The organism is Algoriphagus sp. Y33, assembly GCF_014838715.1.
In the GTDB taxonomy this organism is placed as follows: Bacteria; Bacteroidota; Bacteroidia; order Cytophagales; family Cyclobacteriaceae; genus Algoriphagus.
Map to the genome: position 1 here is coordinate 814,589 of NZ_CP061947.1, position 26,147 is coordinate 840,735.

The window sequence follows — 26,147 nt, forward strand, 5'->3', positions numbered from 1 at the left end:
ATTGGATTAAAGCAGCCGTAACATTGCTGTTTTCGATCCATCTTAAGCATTATAAATTACAGGCATTTTTCCTTTCCATCTGCTCCATGTTTTTTCATCTGTAATAAGGTTTTTCATAAAGTGTGCGACATTTATCCGGCTTGTTTTTCCCGGGTTGAATATGGCGCTTCTTGTAGGCGAACTGTATGTCGAATAATCAGTTACTTCGTCTTCATTGATTAAGGTGTCTGGACGGACCACTGCCCATTCAATAGCTGGATTATTCTGCCCGATGTCAATTCTCAGGTAATCGGAAGCTTTTTCATTGTCAGTATGCGGAGGTAAAAGCAATCGTACTAAACCGATCATAATTTTTTGTCCAAACGAAACCGGTTCAGTCAAATCTCTATTTCTGTTTCCGGCCGTATTCATCAGGATAAATTTAATCGGCTTTTGATGTATTTCTTTTAATGCAGCCTCAGCTACTAACCGGACTGTATCAGTGACAAGTTTTCCGGGATGTCCATAAATGCCCTTCCATGTCATGCTGTGCCCAAGGCAAGAGGCTACAGACTCACAGTCGGCAAGGTGCTTTACCATCCTCTCCAACCCGATTTCTGAGATGTTCGACCTGATTAGGGTTATGGCTGGATCGGTATTCCAAGAGTCAGGAATAGTACTTGTGGGGCGGACAATTACTTTAATCTGTTGCCCTGATTTCAGTAACTGCTCTACCAGAAGTTTTCCTGTTGCACCGCTTGCCCCAACTACCAATGTTGCCATTTTTATGTGTGTTTTTCGTCTGATCCTGAATAAGTTGCTTTTGATACATCAATACTTTCTTTTTCATCAGAAACTATCCTTTTGACAATAAAAAGCATAGTTATACAACGCAGTATTGAATGTGCTGAGATTGTCCTCTCTAGTATCCGGTTTCGCCAAAGTACATCCAATCTTGTGAAATATATAATTCTAAGTTTTTCCTGATACCGGATGCGGTTTGAGATGGTAGGTCATCGTCATCCGTCGTATGGGTTATTTCTGATTTTATTAGCTAAGGCAAGTTTGCCAAGAACTAATTTATTGATTTGCATCTTATCCACTGATATTACCTGCAATTTTTATTTACGGAGATTTGGTTTGTTCCAAAAGACTTGGATACAAGGGATGGAATAATATACATCTCCACTAATTTTGACATCCTTAACAAGGAGCAATAATCCAAAATCAGTAATCGACAGCCCTACTCAATTTCTGAGGAAGACTGGAAAAGTCACTTCATATCTCCTAAATTGGATAATAAAAGCCTTATAGTTCAATGTCCAATTTGCTGAAGTCCTCTTACTATTTCCCCTTACAGGTCACTATTGATGACAGGGAGCCTGCCTCGTTGGAATATGAGTTCCGGAAATTGGGCAATATGATCATTCACCGACAGCGGTTGGCAGCAGGTGATTATCTCTTTGACGGGAATTTTTTGGTAGAAAGGAAAACAGTACCTGATTTTTGCCTTTCCATCAAAGACGGTCGGTTGTTCAGGCAGGCGGGAAAGCTGATCAAAAGCCGAATTCCTTCTTGTATCATCCTAGAAGGGAAAAAAAGGGATTTTAAGCATACGGATTTTTCCCCTCAGGCTCTTCAGGGCATCTTGCTTTCCCTGTCCTTGGCATTTAGGCTTCCTGTTTTACGTACCAAAAGCACACGGGAAACGGTGAAGGTTATGTTGCAGAGCTTCAAACAACTCACACGGGATAGGCTGGAAGAACAGCGGTTCTACCCCAGACCCAGTGTCTCAAAAACTAAAAATGACCTTCTTCTAGCCCAAAAAGTCCATGTTTTGGGAGGATTTCCGGGGATAGGCGCGGATAAAGCAGAAAGACTCCTGATGAAATTTGAAAATCTCCATGGAGTCTTTACCGCAGGTGAAGAAGAGCTGCTGAATGTTCCGGGAATAGGAAAAAAGACTGTGGAAAGTCTCATTGAAATTTTGAAGAAATAAATGATAGGTGGAAGAAGTAGCTTTGTTGGGAAACAGAAAATCCCCATTGAACTTCGGTTCTTTTCCTCCGGGGAAGGCATGAAGTTAATATTCGGCTATGTGCAGGATTCTGCAGAGTCATAGAATGTTAATTTAACATGAATTTATGCAATAATGTTGCGTTTTAGGTTTGCCAGGTTTAGTTTTGAATCTCAGTACTATAGAAAGCACAGACATACTTGCGTATTTCTGGAAGTAATTTCACCCTTTATTACGAATAATGAACCGTAGAAAATTTTTCCAAAGAGGATCCTTGCTGGCGGTGGGGTCATCTCTTCTTAATCCATTTGGAGCAAGTGCAAAGACTACTGCACCATCAGCATTTGGACAGAAAACCGCTAAAAATATAATAGTCGTAGTCAGCGATGGAATGAGCATTGGGACGCTCAATATGGCAGATGTTCATTTAAGCAGAAAGACAGGAAAAAACAGTAATTGGATCCAACTGTATCAGGAAAATTTGGTGACCCGTGGATTGATGGATATGGCTTCTGCCAGCTCGGTTGTGACGGATTCCGCAGCGGCAAGCTCCTCCTGGGGAAGTGGTGTAAGGATACGAAACGGTTCCCTGAACATCAGTCCAAAAGGTAAAGAATTGCTTCCTATCTGGCAAAAATTCAAGAAGGCGGGAAAGATGGCAGGCTGTGTGACTACAGTACCTATCACGCATGCCACTCCTGCCGGGTTCTGTGTTTCCTGCAAATCCAGAAATAGTCAGGAAGAGATTGCCGAGAAATACCTTTCCCAACGATTTGATGTAATGATGGGTGGAGGCAAAGGCTACTTCTCACCGGAATCCAGAGTGGATAAAAAAGATATATTGGAAGCCTATAGAACTGCGGGCTACGAAGTGCTGCTTACCCGTAGTGAATTGAATTCATCGAAGCTGGATAAGCCGATTTTGGGTTTGTTCCAAGCTGATGCATTACCCTATTCTCTGGATAGGGAAAATAATCGGGAGCTGAAAGAAGCTGTGCCCACCCTTGCTGAGATGACGCTGAAGGCGATTGATAAAATGAAGAACCACACGCAGGGATTTGTACTTCAGGTAGAGGCGGGTAAAGTGGATTGGGCAGCGCATGCCAATGATATAGGGGGCTTGATATACGACCAGATAGCTCACGATGAAGCGGTGAAAGTAGCGATTGATTTTGCGAAAAATGACGGTAGTACCTTAGTAATCGTAACCACCGATCACGGCAATGCAAATCCGGGTTTGATCTATGGATCCGGAGTCAATGACAACTTCGATTCACTGAACGACTACAAGCACACAAATGATTGGATTTTGAACGGAATTGGCAAGGAAAGTTCTGTGTCCCAGGTGAATGACCGGGTCGAATATGCGACCGGTTATCAGCTGTCCAAGGAGGAAGGGCAGGAGCTTTTAAACTACTATTCATCACTTGAGATCGAAGATGGGGTGTATAACCCTAGGCATCTGCCATTCAGGTTACTCAGCGAAATCCAGCAGAAGAGAAACTCGGTAGGATGGATCAGTATGGACCATTCTGCGGATTATGTGGAATTGGCCATGTTTGGTCCCGGGAGTGAATTGTTGACTCCTTTTATCAAGAATACCGATCTACACTACCTTATGCTGGACGCTGCGGGAGTTGAGAATAAATTTTAACCCGGAATTATAGCTAGTGTAGTGCTAACCATAACCTGTCAGGGTTACATCATTGTTTTTTGATAAATAAATAAGCTTTTAAGACCCTACTAGCAAAAGCTGACAGGTGGGGGCAATATGATCGATATTTCAATATTCCCCCCATTTACTAAATGTTATTAATCAACATGTTGGAAAACAGTGAGTTTAAGCTGATTCCCAAATACGCTGATATAACTTGACAAGTTTTATTTTTGTCAAAGTTTACACCCCGCCTGACAGGTTTATCCGGTGCTTTTTACACTTAACAACACTGGCTTATCAGGCTTGGGTTCCTGATGCATGATCGGAGGATAGCGCCCTCTTAAACAGTTTTTCCAGAGCAGTGCGCTGAAGACCTTTGCCGATGACTACAAGTTGTGATTTCGGAGATTCCACCCCGGTGTTATTTTCGGAATGGGAAATCTCCACCTGTTTTCCATGAGTCTGGACTATAGAGGGAGTTTTTTCATTTTGGAACCATACCAGCCCTTTGATGCGGTAGATCTGATGATAACTTATGAAAAGAACCATGGTGAGCTGATTGAGAAGCATTTCCCTGTCAAATGGTTGGTTTACCTCTAGGAGGAGGCTTTTCAATGGATGTTCGGAAGCCTTTTCTCTCCATTCCGGTGTGTTGCTTGGGTTCCACGCACTTCTTTCTTGGGTGAAAATATCCAACGGAAGTTGACCTTGGTCGGTGGGTAGCATTCTTGCGAGTGTATTGATATTCAGTAGCAGCTCTACCAGGTTTATAAGGTATTTTGGTGTTACGAGGGATTTCTTGTTCAGCACAATAACATCTGCTGCGGCGATTTGTCGGCCTACTTCCGGGATTTCTTCGATCCAGTCTTCCAGAGAGGAAGCATCCACTACACACATAACTGACTTCAGGTCAAAATACATGGCTACTTCCTTCTGGGTAAAAAGTGCTGCAATACTGCCCGGATCAGCCACTCCGGAAGCCTCAATAAATAAATTGTCGGGTTTGGGGTCGGTACGGATGATAGCCGCCAGTACGTCTACCAGCTCCTCATCCAATGAGCAACAGATGCAGCCATTATTCAGCTCAAAAAGAGATTCATAGCGGGCTGCAACCAGATGCGAATCAATGGATACTTTTCCGAATTCATTCTCTATAATAATGTTTTTCTCATTTTTTCTTGCTTCAAGGAGGCGGTTTAAAACAGTCGTTTTTCCCGCCCCCAAAAAGCCGGTAAGTAAATACACATTAATACGGGGTACTTTCTCCATTTGAAAGGGTTAATCATTCATAATAGTAGCTTTTGATCTTTTACGGGCGTTTTTCAGCATGCCCTAAATAGGCCACTCATCTTTAAACTGTGTGGTCATAGAGAAATTTTTCGATTCTTTTTCGGTGACCAGACATGCGGTCAACTCCTCTAGTAACAACTCTTTTTCCAAATCTTGCCCGATCAGAACCAGTTCATTCATGCGATCTCCGAATTGACTGTCCCACTTTTTCCTAATCAAATCCCTGTTCTCCACATATCCGGGGTTTCGCAGTCTTTCCTTTTCAGAATAGGCCGCCCACCAGGTGCCAAAGAGATCCGCTTTCAATGAGCCGCCTGCCTGGCTCCAGAGTAGGGCATGATGAGGACGCGTAGCCAGCCAAAACAGCCCTTTGCTTCGCAGGATATTTGATGGCCAGGATTGGTTGATGAATTTCCAGAACCTGCCGGGATGGAAAGGTCTATGGTCTCTGAATACAAAACTGCTGATGCCATATTCTTCTGTTTCAGGGACATGCTCTTTGTTCAGTTCCTTGAGCCAGCCGGCAGCCTGCTCTGCTTTGTCATAATCGAACAGATGTGTGTTGAGTACTTCTTTTGGTGCCACCTGTCCATAGGAAGTCCGGATGATCTTCGCCTCAGGATTCAGTTTGATCAGCATTCCTTCCAGAAGTTTTAGGTTTTCCTCAGCTACCAAATCACTTTTGTTCAACACGATTACATTGGCGAATTCGATCTGATCGGTCAACAGATTTACAATCGATCTGGCATCTTCAGGATCATCGGTCATGTTTCTGTCCAATATGGTTTCTTGGGAACCAAAATCCTTAAAGAAGTTGAATGCATCCACCACGGTCACCATGGTGTCTAATCTACTGATTTTATGGAGATCCAGCAGGTTGTCCCCTGTCTCAAATGAAAAGGTCTGTGCTACGGGAATTGGCTCTGAGATGCCGGTGCTTTCGATCAGCAAATAGTCAAATTTATTTTGTTTGGCCAGCTTCTGAACTTCCTCGATCAGGTCTTCCCGAAGCGTGCAGCAAATACATCCATTGGACATCTCAATGAGTTTTTCTTCTGTTCTGGAGAATCTGACCTCGTTTTGGACCAGCTTGGAATCCACATTTACCTCACTCATGTCGTTGACTATGACCGCGACTTTGTAGCCCTCACGGTTGTTAAGCACGTGGTTGAGTAGGGTGGTTTTTCCGGTGCCTAGGAAACCGCTTAGTACGGTCACTGGAATTCTGTTTTGCATAGTTTAATGGGAAGGGTGTTTACAGTCAGGGAATTCGATTTGGGATTTTTTGATATAGCTCCAATTGACATAGTGGGCAACTCCCACCAGTACTGCACCGATAGGTGTAATGATAAACTCCAGTTCTTCTGGGCTCAGGATCAGCCCAAAAGCTATGATTAGAAACCCTATGCTGACTATAAGTATGGGCAGCTTTTTCTTATGATGGCGTAGATACCCGTGCGAGAGGGCATATAGAGCCAGAGATAGACTAAGCAAAATAATGCTGTATTCTATCCAAGGATTGTCCAAGAACCCCAATCCTAAAAACGGAAGAGAGCTAATCAAAAAAGGCAATAAAGCGCAATGGATAGCACAGGCTATAGAGGCGGAAAAGCCGATAAAATCCAAATGGGTTCCTGCGAAAGTGTTTTTCATACGATTATTAATTGCAATAATGTTGTAAGTATAAAAATTAACAAACTTAAATGCAACATTATTGCAAATAAGCGTTGAAGTATATAGGTTTGACACGTCCAATACACACTCGTATGCTTACTATACAATCACTTTCATTCGAATATGACTTATACAACCGCTTTGAATTCCCTGATATTCAGATAAATGAAGGGCAGGATTTGCTGGTTTTTGGGGAGTCTGGAATCGGAAAAACCACTTATCTGCATTTGATAGCAGGTCTTTTGAAACCAAAAACAGGGAGAATTCTGATTGATGGGATAGATATCAGCCGTCTAAGTGGTAGGCAGCTGGATACTTTTAGGGGAGATACCATTGGAATTGTCTTCCAGCACCCGCATTTTATACATTCACTTACCTTGGGAGAAAATCTTTCGATAATCCGCTGTGTGGGTAAAAAGCAGCCTGATCCCCAGAGGATAAGAGGTGTGCTGGACGGACTTGGACTACTTTCCAAAATCAACGTCCGTCCACATCTTCTCTCCCATGGAGAACAGCAGCGTGCCGGTATTGCGGTGGCAGTAATCAATGAACCCAAATTGATCTTGGCAGATGAACCTACATCAGCATTGGATGATAAAAATTGCATTAAAGTCATTGAGTTGCTAAAGAGCCAGACCAAGCGGAATGATGCAAGCCTGATTATTATTACACACGATCAACGTCTTAAGCCTGAGTTCAGCCATTCCATACTTCTTTCTGCAAAGCAAACTACCCGGACTTCAACTATCAAAGAATGAATATTTTCCTCCTAAGTATAAAAAACATAGTATCTAAGCCGCTTTCTACAGGTTTAAGCTTGATTTTATTGGCTCTAGGGGTGGGGCTCATTTCATTGATGTTTCATGTCGACAGGCATTTGCAAGCTCAGATGAATAATAACATTCGGGGTATAGATATGGTGGTGGGAGCCAAGGGCAGTCCTCTCCAGCTCATTCTTTCAGCTATATTCCAGGTAGATGTTCCCACTGGGAATATCAAACTGTCAGAGGCTCGAATCCTCCAGAAAAACAGATTGGTAGAGTATGGGATTCCACTTTCTTATGGAGATAGTTATGAGAGTTTCCGCATCGTGGGAACAACGGATAAATATCCTGAAGTCTACTCCATGAAGATTACGGATGGAAGATTATGGGATAGTTCCATGGAAGTTACTATAGGAGCTACAGTAGCTGAAAAAACCGGCTTAAAGGTAGGAGATACTTTTTGGGGCTCACACGGCTTGAGTGAAGGCAGCCATGTGCATGAGGAGCAATCCTATGTAGTGAAAGGAGTATTTTATCCTTCGGGATCAGTCATTGATCAGTTGATTTTGACAGGGCTTCAGAGTGTCTGGGATATCCATGAAAATCATTCAGACCACGCGGGGGAGGAGCATCATGAGGCAGAGCATACAGATGAGGGAGTGACAAAGGACGAGGAGCATGTTCATCATGCCGAGGGGAGCAACCCTGACGCTGCTTTTAGTGATGAGCATGAAAGACATTCCCATACCCATGAGAAGGAGCGTGAGATTACGGCTATGCTGGTCAAATTCCGCAACCCCGTGGGGATGGTGCAGCTGCCAAGAATGATCAATGAAAAAACCAACATGCAAGCCGCTTTGCCAAACTATGAATTGTTGAAGCTCTTCAGTCTGATGGGCATAGCTACTGCTACACTCAATATGGTTGCCTTCATAGTTATTTTGGTTTCGGGAATCAGTGTATTTATCAGTTTGTACCTAAGCTTGAAAGGACGTACCTACGAGATGGCCCTTCTCCGTACGTATGGTGCTTCACGACTGCAACTGCTCAGTATGGTGTTTCAGGAAGGATTGCTTGTCGCTTTTTCAGGTTTTGTGTTGGGGATACTTCTTAGCAGGATTGGATTATTTATTGTCTCCATTTTGCTAAAGTCAGACTATCGCTACGAGTTTGCCGATATGGAACTGATTAAGGATGAGGGGTATCTGCTGCTGATCACTTTGTGTATCGGTTTTTTTTCAGCCCTGATTCCTGCCATTACTGTAGTTAGAATAGATTTATCAAAAAGCCTTGCTGATGCGTAGAATTCCATTTCTTTTAGTATGCTGTTTAATTTCCACTTCCATTTTCGCACAGACGAAGATCAACTGGGACATTCTCTCTGATGTGACCTTTTCGGACAAATACAGCGAGGAAGTAGAGGCGTATTACTATTTCCCGACTTTTGGACCATCAGTTTTGGCTCTGAACAATAAAGAAGTGATCATCAAAGGCTATGTGCTCGAAATAGACCGGGGCAATGACGTGTATATACTCTCTGCCAATCCATTTGCTGCCTGTTTTTTTTGCGGCGCGGCAGGGCCTGAATCCATCGTGGAACTTAAACTGGGCAAAAACCATCCACGATTGACGGTGGATCAGGTAGTAACATTCAGGGGGATTCTTAAGCTGAATGCGGTGGATATATACCAATGCAATTACATACTGGAGAGTGCCGCCATTTACCGTTGACGGGGTAGTGGAGTATTGGGCTTCGTGATAGTGATATTGTGGATTGATAAAACACGTATATCGCACTTTTCCATACTCTTACATTAGCTGCCTCTTTCGGATGACGATCAAGGGTAGGAAACAATTTCCTTTGGACATTATTTACCAGGATTTGAAACCCTGGGCTAGAAATATACATGCATACGTCATTCTTGCTTTCTATAAGCATCGCATTCGTGACGACACGGACGGTGGCATGGTGTTTTAGCTAACACACTGATCTGTGAGATCCTCCTGCAGTAGCTTTCCTTTCCAAAATATACGCTGGGCATGAGACAATGGCTTTTTTGATTTTATTACTATGGACTGATACCATAACTTAATTGATTTCCTGTAATTTACTGTCGTATGTACTGAAAGCTAATAATTATGAAAAATAATTCCATCACCCAAGCTACTCTGAATGAGTATCGTGTACAACGGATGATCGAGGAGGTACAGGATTATGCTATTATTTTATTGGATGTCGATGGTAATGTCCAAAACTGGAACAAAGGCGCGGAAAAAATCAAAGGATACTTGGAAAAAGAGATTTTGGGCGAAAACTTCAGTGTGTTTTATCTTCCGAAAGATCGGGAGCAAGGGCTACCGTCCAAATTAATAGAAGAAGCCAGATCAAATGGGAGAGCGGCTCATGAAGGCTGGCGTGTGCGCAAGGACGGAAGTAGATTTTGGGGAAATATAATAATCACGGCCCTACACGATGAGTTTGATAAGGTAATAGGTTTTACCAAAGTGACGCGGGATCTGACCGAGCGAAAGCTTTCTGAAGAGCGAAAAGAACAGGATGCCAAAAGCATAGCATTACAAAATAAGCAGCTGGAAGAATTTGCTTATGTTACTTCCCATGATCTGCAGGAACCCATTCGCAAAATCAGGGCATTTGTAGAGCTTGCCAGAATGGAAATCGATAATAAAAAAGAAGTGGGATGGTATCTGGACAAAATAGACTGCAGTGCCGAAAAGATGATACGGCTTATCAAGGATATCCTTACTTTTTCGAAACTATCACATGAGCAATCAGAATTCTCCGATGTGGACTTGAATCACATCGTAAGGGAAGTGCTGTCAGAATATGAAGTACTGATAGCTGAAAAAAAGGCGAAGATTGAAGTATCCGACTTGCCGGAAATTAAGGGTATCCCTGTTCAGATCTATCAATTGTTCAGCAATCTTATAAGTAATGCAATAAAATTTAATCACGGAGAACCTCATATCACCTTATCATATACAGTATTGGATGGACAGGATCCTTCCCTACAGCAGTTTGGTCATCTTATTACTTTGACGGATAATGGAATTGGTTTTGACCAGAAGTATGCCGATCAGGCCTTCGAACCATTCAAACGGCTTTCCTCTGAATTTAGCGGTACAGGTATAGGATTGGCTGTGTGTAAAAGGATTGTTGAAAATCACAACGGGTTGATACGTGTGCAGACTGAACCTGGGAAGGGAACTACTTTTACTCTTTTAATCTGAAATCGAGCAGAACTCTAGCGGCATAGAGAGGAATAACTTCCATGTTGCGGGATTCTCCCGAATCGGGTTCCGGAAACGCTATCCCGTTTTTCGGGACAAGTTATGTCCGGCAAAAAAACAATCATGAATGTATGATTCGGGTAGTTTCCTGAGAAACCTCTTAAAAATGAGTTTTTCAATCGGTTTTCAGATTTTATTTGTATTTATAGCAAAACTCAGTACTAAGTATTGTTTTTAATTAATTTAATATGCTTTTAAAATTGTCAAATATGATTTTTCAAGAATTTTCTTAAGAAGTGAAGTATATGTAGTTTGTTTTTACCTAGATTATTTGCATTTCATTTACATGAATATGCTATATGTTTATATTTCCTCTGACAGAGAATTTTTTAATCAATTATATACCTAGTTTTATCTGTTGAGCTTGGTGTTGTGATATTGTACATAAGTCACCAACTTTTTTTATGGAGTGATTCCAAATTTTAAATTTATGAGATTAGTTATTGTTTTGAATTTTATGCTTTCTTTAAGCTGGGTGATGGGGCTTAATTGGGAATCTTGGCCAAAGATCAGGGAATCTGAGAATTCTGATTGTGTGCCGGCAATTGCATCTGATATTCAGGGTGAATCTGATTACAGCTATTGTGATGGAGAAGATATCCGCCTAAGCGTTTCCAGCTCCACAATTGTGTCTCCTGTGTTTTCATGGTTTGCCGATGAAGAACTTACGACGCTTATATCCCAAGGGACAGAATTGGTTTTGGATAAAAGCACTTTCCTAAGTAAGTTTTTTGTAACTGTGGAAGGTATAAATACTTGTCGCTCCGCTGTAGGACAGGCAATGGAGATCAATATTCTACTGGAGGAAGTACAAGAACCCATTTTACTTCAAGGGGTCTCTTATTTTTCCCGACAGGGTTTTGGTATTGATATTTTGGCCGAATATCCTGATAAAGAAAAGTCCAGTGATTATGAACTCCTCTGGTTTGACGAAGGAGGAACCTTACTGGAATCTTCTTCTGTCTTCTCTGTAAATAAAGAGCTTCCGAGAGGGGTCTATCAGTATAGTGTTGCTTCTGCAAATATCCTGACAGGTTGTATGAGCAATAAGATTGAGTTTTCGGTGGTAGTGGATGATACACAGATTCCCCTTGATAATTGTACGAAAGCCGGGTCATATACCATCTCAAGTAATATTTGCCCTTCATGTACGGTGGAGTCCCCTGACAATGCAGTGGATTATAACCAACAGAGCTATTCTGAAATTCTAGCTGTTCGAAATGCTTTTAATGGGGGATACATTGGACAAAACTTAATTTTTCCGATCGTGGGTAATAAGGGGGATAGCATCACTGTTAGCCTGTCTTTTCCGACTTGGACGGGTTCGTTAGACGGACTGTCATCTGTCAGTCTTTCTTTATTTAATGGTACTAGAAGAGTTGGCTCGGAGTATTTTCTCAATTCCGGTTCTGTTCACAAGAAGAAGGAAGGTGAGGTTTATAAGTTTACAATTCCTGCTGACCTTCAGGATAATTCGGAATCTTATGTGAGTGTATTGGTTAAAAGTTATTCTTCACTGGGGAGTTTTGTACAGAATATTAGAGTCCATGGAGCAGAAATGATTTTCGCCATTCCGACTTATCCTGAAGATCCTTTTGAAACCTGTGAAAATACAAATATACGACTGACCGCGACTCCTGGAGAAAACACGTTTTTAAGATGGTATTCTCAAGAAGTGGGTGGAACCGAATTGAGTTCAGGAAATGGATACACTACGCCTACTCTGACTGTTCCCGGGAAATACACCTACTGGGTTTCTGTCTTTAGATCAAATTGTGAATCTTATGCAAGATATCCTGTCAGTGTAACTGTCAACGCACGTCCTGTTGAGTCTGATCTTATGATCGAAGGTGGTGGCTTTCATTGTTATGGAGATGCCATGTCACTAAGACCTTATACCGGCGAAAACAGTGATTTCGGTGAGTCCGAACTTGAATTCATCTGGTACTATGATCCTTTGGGAATTAATAAAGTATCTGAATCTGCCCAAATACACCTATCCTCTGATGGTTTGCTCCAAATAGAAGGATATGAACCCGGTGACTACGCACTTTATCTTGGAGCAGTGAGCTTAAATTCCTGTGCTCTTTTGCCTCCTAACTTTAAAAAAGTAGAATTCTCGATTGGGGAGAAGATAGAAAAGCCGGTTTTTCAGAACAGTAATCAGACACTATGCCTAGAATTAAATCCTACACTGGAACTTATCAAGGCTGAAAATGTACAGAATTTAAGGTGGTATTCAGATCAATTGCTTACTGTTCCGATTCCAAATAATACACGTTTGCGGGATGGAATGACCTATTATGCGGTCACATTAAATGAACTTAATTGCCAAAGTGTTGAACCGCAAGAGGTCACAGTCCAATTGATTGAATGTGCTCCTAAACTGTCAATAACGAAAGTGCCAATAGGAACAGCTCCTTTTGAAGTCGTGGCAGGAGAAGAACTTGGCTATACAATAGAGATCCGAAATGATGGAGTCTCCACCGCATATAACCTTAAGCTGGAAGACCCGCTGCCCGCAGGCACATCGTATGTTTCCTCCTCGCCTGCGGGGACGTATTCGGACGGGAAAGTAAGCTGGGGCCTGGACAGTCTGGAGGGCGGCGAGAGCCGGGTCTATGAACTCCGTCTGCTGGTGTTGCCTTCCGTGTCAGACGGGACGGAGCTCCGCAACTGGGGCTATCTGAGTGGCCCGGACGGGGAAGCGGAGGACGAATCCGATCCCGTGATAGTCCGCAGTGAATCGGAACTGTCAGTTGAGAAGGATCTTCTGAGTTCGCAGCTGGCTTATCCCGGGGATACTGTGCGTTACCGGATCAGTGTGCTGAACTCCGGTCCGAGTGATGCGTCGGATCTGCGCGTGGTGGACGTGCTTTCGGCAGATCTTGAATATATCGAAAGTGAAGGAGGAGTGTATGACCCGTCCAGCCGAGAGGTGGTCTGGGCCCTGTCCCGCCTGTCGGCAGGAGAGCTGGTGTCGTATGAGCTGAAGGTCCGCATAGCCGTGTCCAAAGAACCGGGGCGTGTAAGCAACAGCGTTGTGGTGCTGAACGAGGAGGATGAAGAGGAGGATACCGATACGAATGAGGAAGTGGAAGTCATACCGACGGTTCCGGAACTTAGCTTGGAAAAGAACCTGCTGGGCGGTTCTGAAGTACTGGCCGGTGAGGAACTGGTGTATGAACTGGTGTTGGCTAATACAGGCCGGGGCACCGCATATAACCTTAAGCTGGAAGACCCACTGCCCGCAGGCACATCGTATGTTTCCTCCTCGCCTGCGGGGACATATTCGGACGGGAAAGTAAGCTGGGGCCTGGACAGTCTGGAGGGCGGCGAGAGCCGGGTCTATGAACTCCGTCTGCTGGTGTTGCCTTCCGTGTCAGACGGGACGGAGCTCCGCAACTGGGGCTATCTGAGTGGCCCGGACGGGGAAGCGGAGGACGAATCCGATCCCGTGATAGTCCGCAGTGAATCGGAACTGTCAGTTGAGAAGGATCTTCTGAGTTCGCAGCTGGCTTATCCCGGGGATACTGTGCGTTACCGGATCAGTGTGCTGAACTCCGGTCCGAGTGATGCGTCGGATCTGCGCGTGGTGGACGTGCTTTCGGCAGATCTTGAATATATCGAAAGTGAAGGAGGAGTGTATGACCCGTCCAGCCGAGAGGTGGTCTGGGCCCTGTCCCGCCTGTCGGCAGGAGAGCTGGTGTCGTATGAGCTGAAGGTCCGCATAGCCGTGTCCAAAGAACCGGGGCGTGTAAGCAACAGCGTTGTGGTGCTGAACGAGGAGGATGAAGAGGAGGATACCGATACGAATGAGGAAGTGGAAGTCATGCCTGTTGAGCGGATTGATTTAGAGATTAGGAAATCTATAGTGGATGCCCAAATCAGAATTGGTGAAAAATTCCGCTTTGAGATATATCTTAAAAATAGAGGCAACGAAGATTTAAAAGATCTTGTTATTACCGATACACTTAGTTCATATTTGGAGTTTAAGTCCTCCGTATTACTTCCCACTTCGTTGAATGATGGAATCTTGTCTTGGAATATAGATGAGTTGGCGTCAGGAGATAGTATCCTTTGGGAGTTTGAGGTGGGGCTAATGTACCTGTCCGAACTTATTGGCGATACCGTTCTAAATAGAGTGTGGGCGACAGTAGAAGGACATCCTGAAATTTGGTTTGCTGAAGTAAAAAGAGAGGTTTTGGGTCCGAATATCAGCGAGTTATTTGTCAATAAGGAGCTTGAGGGTAAGGACTTTAGTATAGGGGATATGGTTCACTATAGTATCATTATCCGAAATGAAGGTGAATATCCGATCAGAAATGTAAAAGTCAAGGATTATTTCCCTGCAGGTCTTCAGTTTGTAGAAAAGCAAGGCCCTGGATCTCTGGATCTTTTTCCGTCGGATTCATTAGAGATTTCTATTCCTGTGTTGGAAGTAGGTGAGGTGGTGACTGTCGGTCTGGTTTTCCTGCTTACAGAATTTTCCGAAGGGATGGTGAATGTAACGCAGGTAAGTGCGGACAATGCTGCTACAGTGACAGATGCTTCTGATCCGTTGACACATGCAAAGGTGGAAGTAAGCATTGTCAAAGAAGTCTCGTCAGGATTGGTAGAAGTAGGTAAGGAATTCAGCTACAAGCTTACCGTCACAAACAATTCCCAGGTCGAAGCTTCATCCCTAGAAGTCAATGATTTTCTTCCTATAGAACTGGAGTATATCAGGGCAAATTATACAACCGGGATACTGACTTATAGCTCTTCCGGGAGGCTTATCTCCTGGCAAATAGAAAAACTTCAGCCGGGTGAAAAAATCGAACTTATTGTGGAAGTTAGGGCCGTTTCCGCCGGTGAATCTATAGTGAATTCAGCAACTGTTATTTCTAAAGAAGAAGACACGGACTATTCAAATAATGAAAGTACGATTACCCATACCCAGTTTGCTATCCATTTTCCCAATGTCTTTACTCCTAATGGTGATGGAATAAATGACCGATGGGAGATCACGGGAATAAGTAGGTTCCCTAACAATTCTATTGAATTTGTCAACCGATGGGGTGTGACGGTTTTCACCTCACAGCCGTACCGGAATGAATGGACAGGGGGAAATCTTGTGGAAGGAACCTATTTCTACTCATTTAAATGGATTGATGAATCCGGCCAAAATTATGAGAAAACGGGTTTTGTCCATTTAAAAAGATGATCAACATGGGGGTAGCTTTAGATTTTATTCAGGTATTTCCTATGGTTTTGGGAGATCGTGGGCAACCTTACCGCAAGTCCTCACGCATTTGCCTGAAGGCAACTTTTCCGATAAACAAAAACGAAAAATTATGAAACGGATTTTTTTAATGCTTGTTTTTTCTCTTGAGATATCAACTGTCTTATCTCAGCAGGTTCCCCAGTTCAGTCAATACCTATTTAACCCTATCTATATAAATCCCGCCTATACGGGGTACAAAAATGACATTTTTGTCCAATCGTATTACAGAAGGCAATGGAGTGGGTTTGAGGGGGCTCCCGAGACGTTTGGGGTGGCTGCGGACGGGCTTGTGCCCTTGCATAATATTGGATTGGGGGTAGTGGCCTCCGCTGATCAGTTGGGGCTTCAGAGTACCCAATCAATTTACCTCAATGCAGCTTATCATCTTCAGACAGGAGAATATTCTTTTTTAAGTTTTGGGGCTGGGATTGGAGCCGTCAATTACAGAATTAAGTCGGAAAAGTACGATCCTACAGTCGTATTGGACCCCTCTCTGAGCGGTACGGGTGGAAATGTGGTTTACCCGGATTTACGAATAGGATTGCTGTATTATTCTGACCTGTTCTTTGCAGGAGTATCTGTAGATCAGGCACTGGAAAATATTCTTCAAATTGAGAACGTAGATCTGGCAGTCAAACCTAGACGCTCCTATACACTGAATATGGGAGGGATATTGGAAATTGGGGATGAGCTTTACCTGAATCCCAGTTTATTAATTATGGATGACCTTAAAGCTATGACACGGGTAGATGCCAATATTTTTCTGTTTTACCAAGAGGTCATAGGATTGGGGATGGGATATAGAAGAAGCTTTAACCTGTTTGACCGGCTGGACGACACTGGTTATAAAAAAGATATTGCTTTTATACTGATGACAGAAATCCGAATCAGGGGAAAATTCAGGTTTGGATATGCTTTTGAGATTCCTGTTTCGGGGCAATGGAAAAGAGTTAATTCTCATGAATTGTCATTGGGCTACCTAATTACTTCGCCTAGATCAAGATTGAAATCTCCACGATATTTTTAGAGGCTATAAAATGAAAAAATTACTTACCTATATATTTTGTGTGCTCTCATTGAGCAGTTGTGTATCTTATAAATCCATTCAAAAAGAAGCTGATCGGCAATATGCTTTTTTTGAGTACGATCAGGCAATCGTAAACTATAAGAAGGCTTTTGATAAACGCCCCGGACATTACCTAGCCTATAGACTGGCTTCTTCCTATTTAAAAAGGCGCGAATTCAAAGAAGCAGAGTTCTGGTATATTTGGTATAGGCAGGGCGGTCAAATGGAGGTGGAGAATTACTACGAATTGGTCGAGATTTTTATAGGTAACTCTAAATTTGAGGAGGCGAAACAGACGCTGATGGCTTTGGCGTCCAAGCGTGAGGAAGAGATTTCCACAATAAGATGGCAAATGCTGTACAAATCGGCTTGGGAAGCAAAGGCACTGCTAAACTCTGAGACATCCTCAGAAATAAGACCTTTGAAGGATGTAAACACAACTTTTTCTGAGTTTGCCTACACTGCCTTTGGAAGCCGAAAATATTTTCTGTCCGATAGGATCAGAGAACCCCAAGTTACTATGAAATCTAAAAGCTATAAGTCCGATAGGTTTGGATGGACAGGGAATGGTTTTATACAGATATATGAAGGGACTTATGACTCTGCCGGGAGGGGATTGTCTGATATCCGTCCTTCCTCAGATTTCAATTACCCACTGCATGCCGGACCGGTAAGCAGGGATAGCAGTCATCTATTTATTACCCATACGCCGGAAAGAGGGCCTGCGCGCCACAGAAAACTGGAAGAAATAATACCCCAGATTTCCAGGATTGATCAGAACTCGGGAATAGAGGAATTGATTACTAATACCCCTGAAAATTTTGTCTCTGATCCATACTGGAATTCAGAAAGCCGGCGCTTGTATTTTGCCGCTGATTTTGAGGGTGGAAGCGGGCAGTTGGATATCTATTATATGCAGAACAGTGGAGATGGACAATGGAGCCTTCCTGTGAATTTGGGATCTGATATCAATACATTTGGAATAGAAAGAAGCCCGTTTGTACACAGGGATACACTCTACTTTGCTTCTGACGGACTTGGAGGTCTCGGAGGTTTGGATATCTACTTCATTCCTATTTCAAGTGACGGAGACAAGAAACCGGTGAATATGGGAGTTCCCTATAACTCCAACAAGGATGATTTTTTTTTCTTTATAGATGAGAGCGAAGAGGCTATGCATTTTCTATCCTCAGACCGTGACGGAGGCATGGGGATGGATGATATTTATTATATCCAACGGCTTCCCGACAACTTGATCAGAAGAATTATCGTGATGGTAAAGGACGCAGAGAGCGGCGTTCCTCTGCGTGATATCGGGGTAGAACTTCAGAAGAAGAATCCAGGTACATTCCAGACCCTTATCACTGAAGAGAATGGTGCTACTGGTTTTTTTGTAACGGAAGCGGATACACTGATAAATCTGAATGTGTATGGACAGGATTATCTCAATTATGATGTAAGAGATTTGAGTATAGTTGGAGTGGATACCATTCTGGTCGAACTCCAGCGGCTGAGGCTTAATACACCGATGGTGTTAAAGGATATTCATTATGACTTTGACCGGTTTACGATCAGACCTCAGGAAAGTGGATCTGTCTTCAAATTGGCCACTATTCTGCATGATAATCCTGCATTAAATGTCGAACTGAGATCCCATGCTGATTCTAGAGGAACCGTTTCTTATAATCAAAAGCTGTCAGAAAGAAGATCGAAGTCCGTAGTTGATTATTTGGTCAGGCTTGGAATTTCAAGCGACCGTATTTCGGCAAAGTCTTATGGAAAGAGCTACCCGTTGAATGATTGTGGAAAGACATGTTCGGAGTTTGAACATCAACTCAACAGACGTACAGAAATAGTGTTCTACCACGGAGGATTTGAGCCTAAACCTTATGAATATCCTCTTTTGGATATGAATAATGGGAATAAAGTAGAGCTGAAGTCTGTAGCTCCAAAAAACAAAAGGGACACAGTTGATACTGTATCTCCACACTCATCAGACGCTTCGGAAATGCAGAAACAGCGGGAGGAAGAGCCTACAAAAACAGCTTTCTCTGGAGAAACCGGAGGATTTTATTACCTGATTGCAGGTAGTTTTGCTTCTGCTGTTTCCGCTGATGAATATGCAGTTTCTTTAAGAAAGAAGTTAGGGCAGGATGAAATAGTTATTCTACCCCCATTTGATAAAGTTAATAGATACAGAGTAGCAGTGGGAAAATTCGAAAATCACAAAGAAGCATCCCTTAAACTGAAGTATTATCAAGAGAAATTGGATCGGGAGGATGTGTGGATTCTGTCTTTGCCCAATCAAAAAATAGATTGATTTACAGATATATCCGCTTTTCTGCCAGTAAAGTAATAAAAGCAATAGGATATGGTAAACTCCGGCATTGAGGCTACTGGTATCATTACTGATAATCTTACGATTTATTCAGAATAAATTACCTTAGGGAGATAAAATTTGATCTTCTGGAAAAATACCATGCAGTTTAGGATCTGTTTATTGATAATGTTGTATTTATATGGTTGATACTGACGAGGTTATTTCTGCTACCGCAAGCGCTTTCAAAATTCTTAATTCACCCGGTAGCTTGCGGGAGGCTCTTCAAAAAATCCTACACGAATTGGGAGAGAAATGTGAGGCGGAGCACTCTTATATAGTTAAGAATCTTAGTCATGCCCAGGGATATAAGATGGTTTATGAATTGGGATGGAGTAAGAACAGTGAACCTTATTATTTGGATGAGTATGTATCAAATAACCCACTTTGGGATGGTACTCAGGTAATCGAAAGAATACACAATGAGGGCTATTTTCATGCTCTTGCGGCTACCAAAGATTCCGACAATGGGGGTTTCTCAGAAATCCCCAAGAACCATTATGAAAACTCATGCCTACTCATCCCCATTTATTCTTATAAAAAGCTCTGGGGGCTATTAGGGCTAGAGCATGGAAAACCCACTCCACAATTCACAAATACTTCAATAGCTTTATTAAAAAATTTCGCAGATAGCTTGGGGGCTGTCATATATGGATTAGAGAGCAGAAAGAATCATCTGGACTGTAAGAGAAACTATCAGCGGATTATTGCCAATATCAGAGATGTAGTCTTTACCCTGGATTATGGCTTTAATCTAATGTCGTTGAATGGGGGATGGAAGAGACTTTCGGGTTTTGAAATTAGACATGCTCTGGGACGGTCTATTTTCTTGTTTATAGAACGTACCTATCAGGATTATTTTTTAAGGGAGCTGGAAAGCTTGGTCAATGGCGTGATTCTGGAAATATCATTAGATCTACCCTTAATTACCTCATCCAATTCATTGCGGTGGGTAAGAATTGCGGTTAAGCGCCCAACTGGAAAAAAACAGGAGCTATTTGGAACCTTCATAGATATTCATCAGAATAAAGTAAATGCAGATAGACTAAGGGAGAGTCACTCGGCTTTCAAATCACTTTTCAATACAGTGGAAGATGTTCTATATATAGGTGACCCCGGTACCAAATCTTTCAGTATTATTTCTGAGAAAGTTTCCAGTCTTGGATTGAGCCGGGATAAATTTATAAACGACTCTTCTTATTGGCTTGATATAGTACATCCTGATGATCGAGAACTGGTAGAACAATGCGTCAATGAAGCTTGGAGTACAGGGAACCTGAATTTGGAATATAAAATCCTGAATGACCAGGGGCTGACACTCTGGGTGGAGAATAAGTCATGGATGGAATATGACGGCTTTGGAAGACCTTTTCGCCTGCATGGACGCTATTCAGATATCACTTCTGTGAAAACTAAGGAGCTGGAGTTGATAGAGAGTGAAGAAAGGTTTAAGGCAATATCGGAAAATCTGCCATTTCCCTTACTTATGTGTACGCCGGATAGTATGGATATACTCTATATCAATGAGTTCTTCCTAACTATGATCTCCCAAAACAGTTCTTCTATAAGAAGCGATTTTAATATAGATGATTATGTTTTTCATTCTGATCCCGCTATTTCGATCAAAAAATACATTCAAGATGCAGTGGAAATTGACAACTTGGAAGTTTTGGTTCATCAGGACGATGGGGATAATTGGCATAGCTTGTCTTCACAAAAATTACCCTACAAAGGAGGGTTTGTACTGACGATTATTCTCTATAATATTCATAAACGTAAACTGGCTGAGCTGGAGCGTATCCGCCTTGAAGAAGCCTTACATGCGCTTGACCAAACGCAGATAAGTTTCTCCATAGAGGTTGAAGTAAGAGAGACTTATTCTAAACTTCTATCCACTCTTATTTTCTTCACAAAGAGCGAATATGGATTTCTTGGAGAGGTGCTGTATGATGATTCCGGCAAGCCTTACCTCCGTTCTAATGCAATCAGAAATAAGGAATGCAGCGAGGAGATCCAACGTTTCATCGATAAGCACTCAAAAGATGGATTTATATTCAGGGGGCTGGACAATTTAATCGGTGAGGTGTTGCTTTCCGGCAAGTCTTTGATATCCAATAATTTAAATAGTGGTTATTCTTCGAATGCCGTGCTCCCTTTCGGTCACCCGGTTTTGAAGAGATTTTTGGGAATACCTATTTATAAAGGGGAAAAATTTATAGGAATGGTGGGGCTTGCCAATAAGGAGAAAATATACTCCCAGGAGGATATTGATTTCTTGCAGCCATTTATGTCAAGTTATGCCAATCTTATAAGCTTGGTCAATGAGAATAAGCAGCGGGTAAAAGCGGAAAGTCTTCACCAGGAATCTGAAAATCTTTATAAAATACTCTCGGACAATGTAGATGACATTGTTTCCTTACACGATCTGGAACTGAAGACATTATATGTTTCACCTTCTGTCCAGAGAGTGACCGGCTTCTTGCCAAACGTCTTGTTGGGAAAGAACTTTTTCGAATACGTAGCTTACAAGCTTGATCAGGGAATTGACTTTGAAAAGTACCCAAAGTTTGTTATCCCTATTAACCATAGGGTGTCAGGCAAGACTATCCAGATTGAGATGATCTGGAAACCCCTTTATAACGAGCAGGGAGAGCTTTATTCTTTTCTGGCCACATCCAGGGATGTTACGGAAAGAGAGTCGATTTTGGTTAAGTTAAAAGAAACACTGGATAAGGAAAAGGAACTCAATCAACTCAAGTCCAGATTTATTGCCATGACTTCTCATGAATTCCGAACTCCATTGGCAACTATTTTCAGCAGTGCGGATTTGCTGGAGATGATTCTAAAGCAGCTGGATGATCAGGACATAAAGGCTAGGTCTCTTCGACATGTGGAGAAAATCAGTACCCAGCTGAGCAGGCTTACGCATATGGTTTCTGATGTGTTGTTAATGGAGCAAAATTCGGATGGGCGACTTAATGTCAATCTAAGCCACCTCAATATCTCCGAAGTTATTTTGGATACATTGCAGGATAGTTTTTCATTTGATGCAGCCAATCCCTGTATTCATCTGGATCTTCCCAAACGTCCTGTCTCCATGAGATCTGATCGGACCTGGCTTACGTATATTGTCAAGAACATCGTGGAGAATGCCCTTAAGTACTCTGTAGGTAAGGACAAAATGCCTCGACTAACCTTAAGAAATAGAGAAGGAAGGATAACACTGCGGATTCAGGATTTTGGTATTGGAGTTCCCAAGGGTGAACAAAAGTTTATTTTCGATCCCTTTTATAGATCTTCCAATGCAAACGGCATTAATGGTACGGGGCTCGGCCTGAGCATAGTGTACGAACTGGTGTTGAAGTTGGGAGGAAAAATCCAATTCAAGAGCAAAGAAAATAGTGGCACAACATTTTCAATAGTGTTTCCTTATGAATTACACAATTCTACTAGTAGAACAAGGGCTAAGCCCTCTCAAACATTGCGGTGAAATTTTAGAACACTGTGGCTTCCGGATAGTAAAGACTAAGGATAGGGGAATGGCTCCCCCCATTACCACGGAAGCAGTAGATTTGGTGCTGATTAACACTTTTTCCCTCTCCACTGACTGGGCTAATCAAGCAGGCATGCTTTTTAATTCGGTCAGATTTCAGAATTTGCCTTTTATTTTCCTGGGAACCAACCGAGAGGAAAACAATAAGTTTGACTTGGGGCTTAAACTGGTGTTGGTTTTACCCATTACTCCTGATTTGTTGATTACAACAATTAAAAATGCACTGGAAGAAAAGAAGAGAAGAGATGACTGGGTTCATCATGGAAATAATAAACAGTATAATCACTATATAGGTGATAACAAAGCGAACAAACCAATCTACTGATTACGTACAAATGGGGGGATAATCCACCTCAACCTGTAGTCCAAATCCCCATTGGGTACGGCCCAAATTTTCCATTCCTTAAATTAAATTCACAAACTAATTATCAGTTAAATATATAAGTTCTTATCAGTTTTCAATTACTTAATATATTGTATTCACTCTTTACAAAGTGGTTTATTTCATCCCTCAACTGTATCAGGGAGAATGGTTTATAAATATATTGATCAAAAGAATGTCCATGCAGCTCCTCTTCCAGGATTAAATCGTATGCGGATATTGCTATGACAGGGACTTGACTTGTGGGTTTGTGTTCCCTTAATCTTTTTAGAAACTGATAGCCATTCATATAAGGCATCTCCAAATCCGTCACAATAAGGTCAGGAAGGTTGTTGGCCTTAAGTTGATCTATTGCATCTATGCCATTGGACGCTGTATGAACATTATAGCCGCTAATCTCCAAATATCTCTGCAGCATTAGGCGATTGATCATATTATCTTCTACAACAAGTATTTTCTTCTTCATAAGGAATATAGGTTTGATTGAGAGATATAGGTTTGATTTATTGTCTGATTTGTCACTTTCTCTAATAGGTTGGATGAGGTGCTGACAAGCGTCTTGGACAAAGAACTCTAAATCCAAAAGTTCCCACCTGAAAACAGCTCAGTATTAAAAATGTTTTTTCCACAGCTACTTATCAATTTTTCGATTAGTCTGATTCCAATTATTCAACTGACAAAATGGGTTTAATTCGACCGTTAAGTTAATAGTTGTGTTCAGAGAATAACGAAAAAATTAAACCAATTAATTTACACTTGTCAATGATGTGAAAATATGAACCAGGGCTATTTGGGTCTGAATCGGTATCGTTCTTTGCTTTAAATATATTGCATATTATTTTCTTACACAACTAATAAGAATGGATATTTTTTTGAAATCCTGAATATTTTCAATTCTGAATGCTTTTACCACTAACCAAGCTGGACGGATAGGATGGCAGGCAGTTTATTTACAAACAATACCAAAGTCTGCTTTTTTACTCTTAAAGGAGGTGTAAATCCTCATTTTTTCGCTTGTTTTGATGGGTAGTAACGAATCGGGGAACAAAGTGGAAATGATCATAAATGAACCGCAAGCGATTTTTGAAGCTAAGGGCCTTGGGTATGTGAGGGGTGTTTGGACCAAATTCACAGAGGATGCTTTTTAAATGTTATGAAGGGTCTGCGGTAGCTGTGGGCCATCCCCTTTTTGTTTGACTATATATTTCATGGGACGAAGACCCTTTACAGGGCTATACTAAAGAGAAGTTGATAAATAAAACTATGATTAATTATTTCAGAAAAATAATAACCGGATACAAAAGAAGGGAAAGAATAGTCGACGGTGAACCTGCCACATTTTATTATGTGGGTCAGATGGTAATGTTTAGTCCTGTATCGATGCTGAGGGACTTGGTCTTGAAAAAGCAGACAGCTGACTTCGCCATTAGAACTCTTGAAATAGATCCTTTACAAATCCAAACTAATATCTGGCCTCTTAGTGGAAAGGTAGCGGCAAAAACCAAAGTGATAATGGAATGTGGCAGCTCCGTGCTGAAAGTCTATAGATATGCAGCTAAATTGGATGATGTAAACGTGAGTCACTATGAATTCTATGTGGATAATGAGATCGCTGCTATTTTTCACAGGAAATACGATTACGGTAGAACATTTAATACCACTGCGGGTAAAATCCATCAAAAACTTAATTCCATAATACTCAAAACTGATGAAAAACACCTTTTTACAGATATTGCCTCAGATACTCAGCTGATTTTGGAATTTTTCGGGCATACCCAAGCTTGGATTATTTTCAAGGAGGATGCACTACGGGAGATAGTGGAGTATTGGGATCTACAGTTAAGGAAATAGAACATAAATAAAAAGGCCTACTGGCAGTAGGCCTTTGTTCTAGTGCTCAGTGTCTTACGGTGAAAATTAATTTTAACGCATAAAGAACAGTCTGAGCTGTTTGCCCCCTTCCAATCATATGGTTTTTATGAACCGTGTTGCTTGTGATTAATGATCATTGCTTTCAATTCTTGATAATACCCCCTGCGGATGGGGATAATATGACTCTCAACTACAAGCTCCTTTGAGTTTAATGATTTGACATGGGAAATATTTATAATGTAGGATTTGTGTACTCGGATAAATCGCTCATCCGGTAGGTGGCTCACCACATTTTTCAATATATCCCGTATCGTGTACTGCTTCTCTTTTGTAAACACTTTCGTATAGAGCCCATCTGCTTTTAGAATCAAGATATCATCTTCCTGTACAGAAACCATGTATCCTTTGTCACGGATCTGTAAGGTACTCTTTCTAGGGTTTTTAGATTTGGTTTCAAATGATCTGAACGCCAAAAAAAGACTAGACCGTAGACGCTCTTTTGAGAAAGGCTTAAGGATATAGCCTTCGTTGGGCACATTTGCCACCCGCTCCAGAAAGTCTAGATCTGAATAAGCTGTGATGAAAACAGTGGGAATTTCCATCGATTTTCTGATTTGTCTGGTCAGTTCTATTCCATCTATTGGTCCGTCCAATAAGATATCCATCAAAATCAAATCAGGAGTCTCCTTTTGTAAATAATCCAATACGTCCTTCGAATTGTTTAAAATATGGACAGTCTCATATCCCAAATGCTCAAGAATATCTTCCATATTTTCGGCCAATTCCAATTCATTTTCTACTATTAAAATTTTCTGCATTTAATTATTCAGTATGTCAGCTCATTTCCATTAACTTTAGTTTCATTTTATGCAGATCTAAGCCTGATCAGTGAGAGATGTCATATTCAAGATGTGTTCTTAAAGAGTTAATTTTCAGCTTTT

Annotated in this window: 18 protein-coding genes; 12 read left to right on the forward strand and 6 right to left on the reverse strand. The window is 41.8% G+C overall.

The window, feature by feature from the left end; genetic code table 11:
- Positions 1–42 precede the first annotated feature (42 nt).
- The gene (locus ID165_RS03440; RefSeq protein WP_192348997.1) at positions 43–762 is read right to left on the reverse strand and encodes an NAD(P)-dependent oxidoreductase; all 720 of its coding nucleotides are present in this window, start codon (positions 760–762) and stop codon (positions 43–45) included.
- A gap of 535 nt (positions 763–1,297) precedes the next feature.
- Here ID165_RS03440 and ID165_RS03445 point away from each other — a divergent pair.
- Together ID165_RS03445 and ID165_RS03450 are read left to right on the forward strand one after the other, a co-directional pair.
- The gene (locus tag ID165_RS03445; RefSeq protein ID WP_192348998.1) at positions 1,298–1,978 is read left to right on the forward strand and encodes an ERCC4 domain-containing protein; all 681 of its coding nucleotides are present in this window, start codon (positions 1,298–1,300) and stop codon (positions 1,976–1,978) included.
- A 259-nt stretch (positions 1,979–2,237) separates the two neighbouring features.
- Positions 2,238–3,650: an alkaline phosphatase gene (locus tag ID165_RS03450; protein WP_192348999.1), complete on the forward strand. Its 1,413-nt coding sequence runs from the start codon at positions 2,238–2,240 to the stop codon at positions 3,648–3,650.
- Positions 3,651–3,950: 300 nt separating this feature from the next.
- On the opposite strand, the gene ID165_RS03455 is transcribed toward ID165_RS03450, so the two are convergent.
- The 3 genes from ID165_RS03455 to ID165_RS03465 all read right to left on the reverse strand — a co-directional run bounded on the left by ID165_RS03455 (position 3,951) and on the right by ID165_RS03465 (position 6,596).
- Positions 3,951–4,922 carry a GTP-binding protein gene (locus ID165_RS03455; RefSeq protein WP_192349000.1) on the reverse strand — a complete coding sequence of 324 codons (972 nt, stop codon included), beginning with the start codon at positions 4,920–4,922 and terminating at the stop codon, positions 3,951–3,953.
- Between the two features lie 63 nt (positions 4,923–4,985).
- A complete protein-coding gene (locus ID165_RS03460) occupies positions 4,986–6,179 on the reverse strand; it encodes a GTP-binding protein (protein ID WP_192349001.1) in 1,194 nt (397 codons plus the stop codon).
- A gap of 3 nt (positions 6,180–6,182) precedes the next feature.
- The gene (locus tag ID165_RS03465) at positions 6,183–6,596 is read right to left on the reverse strand and encodes a MerC domain-containing protein (RefSeq protein ID WP_192349002.1); all 414 of its coding nucleotides are present in this window, start codon (positions 6,594–6,596) and stop codon (positions 6,183–6,185) included.
- 113 nt (positions 6,597–6,709) lie between these two features.
- On the opposite strand from ID165_RS03465, the gene ID165_RS03470 reads away from it, so the two are divergent.
- From ID165_RS03470 to ID165_RS03510, 9 genes are all read left to right on the forward strand, one after another.
- Positions 6,710–7,375 (forward strand): ABC transporter ATP-binding protein, encoded by a 666-nt coding sequence (locus ID165_RS03470; protein ID WP_192349003.1) that lies wholly within the window; start codon positions 6,710–6,712, stop codon positions 7,373–7,375.
- Positions 7,372–8,685, forward strand: a complete 1,314-nt coding sequence (locus ID165_RS03475) for an FtsX-like permease family protein (protein ID WP_192349004.1) — start codon at positions 7,372–7,374, stop codon at positions 8,683–8,685. The genes ID165_RS03470 and ID165_RS03475 overlap by 4 nt, the downstream gene beginning before the upstream one ends.
- The gene (locus ID165_RS03480; RefSeq protein WP_192349005.1) at positions 8,678–9,112 is read left to right on the forward strand and encodes a DUF3299 domain-containing protein; all 435 of its coding nucleotides are present in this window, start codon (positions 8,678–8,680) and stop codon (positions 9,110–9,112) included. The genes ID165_RS03475 and ID165_RS03480 overlap by 8 nt, the downstream gene beginning before the upstream one ends.
- 408 nt (positions 9,113–9,520) lie before the next feature.
- A complete protein-coding gene (locus tag ID165_RS03485) occupies positions 9,521–10,630 on the forward strand; it encodes an ATP-binding protein (RefSeq protein WP_192349006.1) in 1,110 nt (369 codons plus the stop codon).
- Positions 10,631–11,120: 490 nt separating this feature from the next.
- A complete protein-coding gene (locus ID165_RS03490) occupies positions 11,121–15,896 on the forward strand; it encodes a gliding motility-associated C-terminal domain-containing protein (protein WP_192349007.1) in 4,776 nt (1,591 codons plus the stop codon).
- Between the two features lie 130 nt (positions 15,897–16,026).
- Positions 16,027–16,983, forward strand: coding sequence for a type IX secretion system membrane protein PorP/SprF (locus tag ID165_RS03495; RefSeq protein WP_192349008.1), 957 nt, complete (start codon positions 16,027–16,029; stop codon positions 16,981–16,983).
- A gap of 10 nt (positions 16,984–16,993) precedes the next feature.
- Positions 16,994–19,342, forward strand: coding sequence for an OmpA family protein (locus ID165_RS03500; RefSeq protein WP_192349009.1), 2,349 nt, complete (start codon positions 16,994–16,996; stop codon positions 19,340–19,342).
- A gap of 199 nt (positions 19,343–19,541) precedes the next feature.
- Positions 19,542–22,889, forward strand: coding sequence for an ATP-binding protein (locus ID165_RS03505; RefSeq protein WP_192349010.1), 3,348 nt, complete (start codon positions 19,542–19,544; stop codon positions 22,887–22,889).
- Positions 22,890–22,938: 49 nt separating this feature from the next.
- Positions 22,939–23,277, forward strand: coding sequence for a hypothetical protein (locus tag ID165_RS03510; protein WP_192349011.1), 339 nt, complete (start codon positions 22,939–22,941; stop codon positions 23,275–23,277).
- A gap of 133 nt (positions 23,278–23,410) precedes the next feature.
- Here ID165_RS03510 and ID165_RS03515 read toward each other — a convergent pair whose 3' ends face one another.
- Positions 23,411–23,800, reverse strand: coding sequence for a response regulator (locus ID165_RS03515; RefSeq protein WP_192349012.1), 390 nt, complete (start codon positions 23,798–23,800; stop codon positions 23,411–23,413).
- Between the two features lie 797 nt (positions 23,801–24,597).
- Between ID165_RS03515 and ID165_RS03520 the strand changes: the two genes are divergently transcribed.
- On the forward strand, positions 24,598–25,185 hold the full coding sequence (locus ID165_RS03520) for a hypothetical protein (RefSeq protein WP_192349013.1): 588 nt from the start codon (positions 24,598–24,600) through the stop codon (positions 25,183–25,185).
- Between the two features lie 125 nt (positions 25,186–25,310).
- Here the strand turns inward: ID165_RS03520 and ID165_RS03525 are convergent, their stop codons facing one another.
- Entirely contained in the window at positions 25,311–26,024 is a 714-nt protein-coding gene (locus ID165_RS03525; RefSeq protein ID WP_192349014.1) for a LytTR family DNA-binding domain-containing protein, read from the reverse strand.
- Positions 26,025–26,147 lie beyond the last annotated feature (123 nt).

Excerpts from the sequence above, each read along its gene's own strand:
- ID165_RS03485 (WP_192349006.1), top strand. The coding sequence starts at position 9,521 with ATGAAAAATAATTCCATCACCCAAGCTACTCTGAATGAGTATCGTGTA.
- ID165_RS03445 (WP_192348998.1), top strand. The coding sequence starts at position 1,298 with ATGTCCAATTTGCTGAAGTCCTCTTACTATTTCCCCTTACAGGTCACT.
- ID165_RS03500 (WP_192349009.1), top strand. The coding sequence starts at position 16,994 with ATGAAAAAATTACTTACCTATATATTTTGTGTGCTCTCATTGAGCAGT.
- ID165_RS03490 (WP_192349007.1), top strand. The coding sequence starts at position 11,121 with ATGAGATTAGTTATTGTTTTGAATTTTATGCTTTCTTTAAGCTGGGTG.
- ID165_RS03465 (WP_192349002.1), bottom strand. The coding sequence starts at position 6,596 with ATGAAAAACACTTTCGCAGGAACCCATTTGGATTTTATCGGCTTTTCC.
- ID165_RS03515 (WP_192349012.1), bottom strand. The coding sequence starts at position 23,800 with ATGAAGAAGAAAATACTTGTTGTAGAAGATAATATGATCAATCGCCTA.
- ID165_RS03460 (WP_192349001.1), bottom strand. The coding sequence starts at position 6,179 with ATGCAAAACAGAATTCCAGTGACCGTACTAAGCGGTTTCCTAGGCACC.
- ID165_RS03495 (WP_192349008.1), top strand. The coding sequence starts at position 16,027 with ATGAAACGGATTTTTTTAATGCTTGTTTTTTCTCTTGAGATATCAACT.
- ID165_RS03470 (WP_192349003.1), top strand. The coding sequence starts at position 6,710 with ATGCTTACTATACAATCACTTTCATTCGAATATGACTTATACAACCGC.
- ID165_RS03450 (WP_192348999.1), top strand. The coding sequence starts at position 2,238 with ATGAACCGTAGAAAATTTTTCCAAAGAGGATCCTTGCTGGCGGTGGGG.
- ID165_RS03520 (WP_192349013.1), top strand. The coding sequence starts at position 24,598 with ATGATTAATTATTTCAGAAAAATAATAACCGGATACAAAAGAAGGGAA.
- ID165_RS03440 (WP_192348997.1), bottom strand. The coding sequence starts at position 762 with ATGGCAACATTGGTAGTTGGGGCAAGCGGTGCAACAGGAAAACTTCTG.
- ID165_RS03510 (WP_192349011.1), top strand. The coding sequence starts at position 22,939 with ATGGCTCCCCCCATTACCACGGAAGCAGTAGATTTGGTGCTGATTAAC.
- ID165_RS03505 (WP_192349010.1), top strand. The coding sequence starts at position 19,542 with ATGGTTGATACTGACGAGGTTATTTCTGCTACCGCAAGCGCTTTCAAA.
- ID165_RS03480 (WP_192349005.1), top strand. The coding sequence starts at position 8,678 with ATGCGTAGAATTCCATTTCTTTTAGTATGCTGTTTAATTTCCACTTCC.
- ID165_RS03455 (WP_192349000.1), bottom strand. The coding sequence starts at position 4,922 with ATGGAGAAAGTACCCCGTATTAATGTGTATTTACTTACCGGCTTTTTG.
- ID165_RS03525 (WP_192349014.1), bottom strand. The coding sequence starts at position 26,024 with ATGCAGAAAATTTTAATAGTAGAAAATGAATTGGAATTGGCCGAAAAT.
- ID165_RS03475 (WP_192349004.1), top strand. The coding sequence starts at position 7,372 with ATGAATATTTTCCTCCTAAGTATAAAAAACATAGTATCTAAGCCGCTT.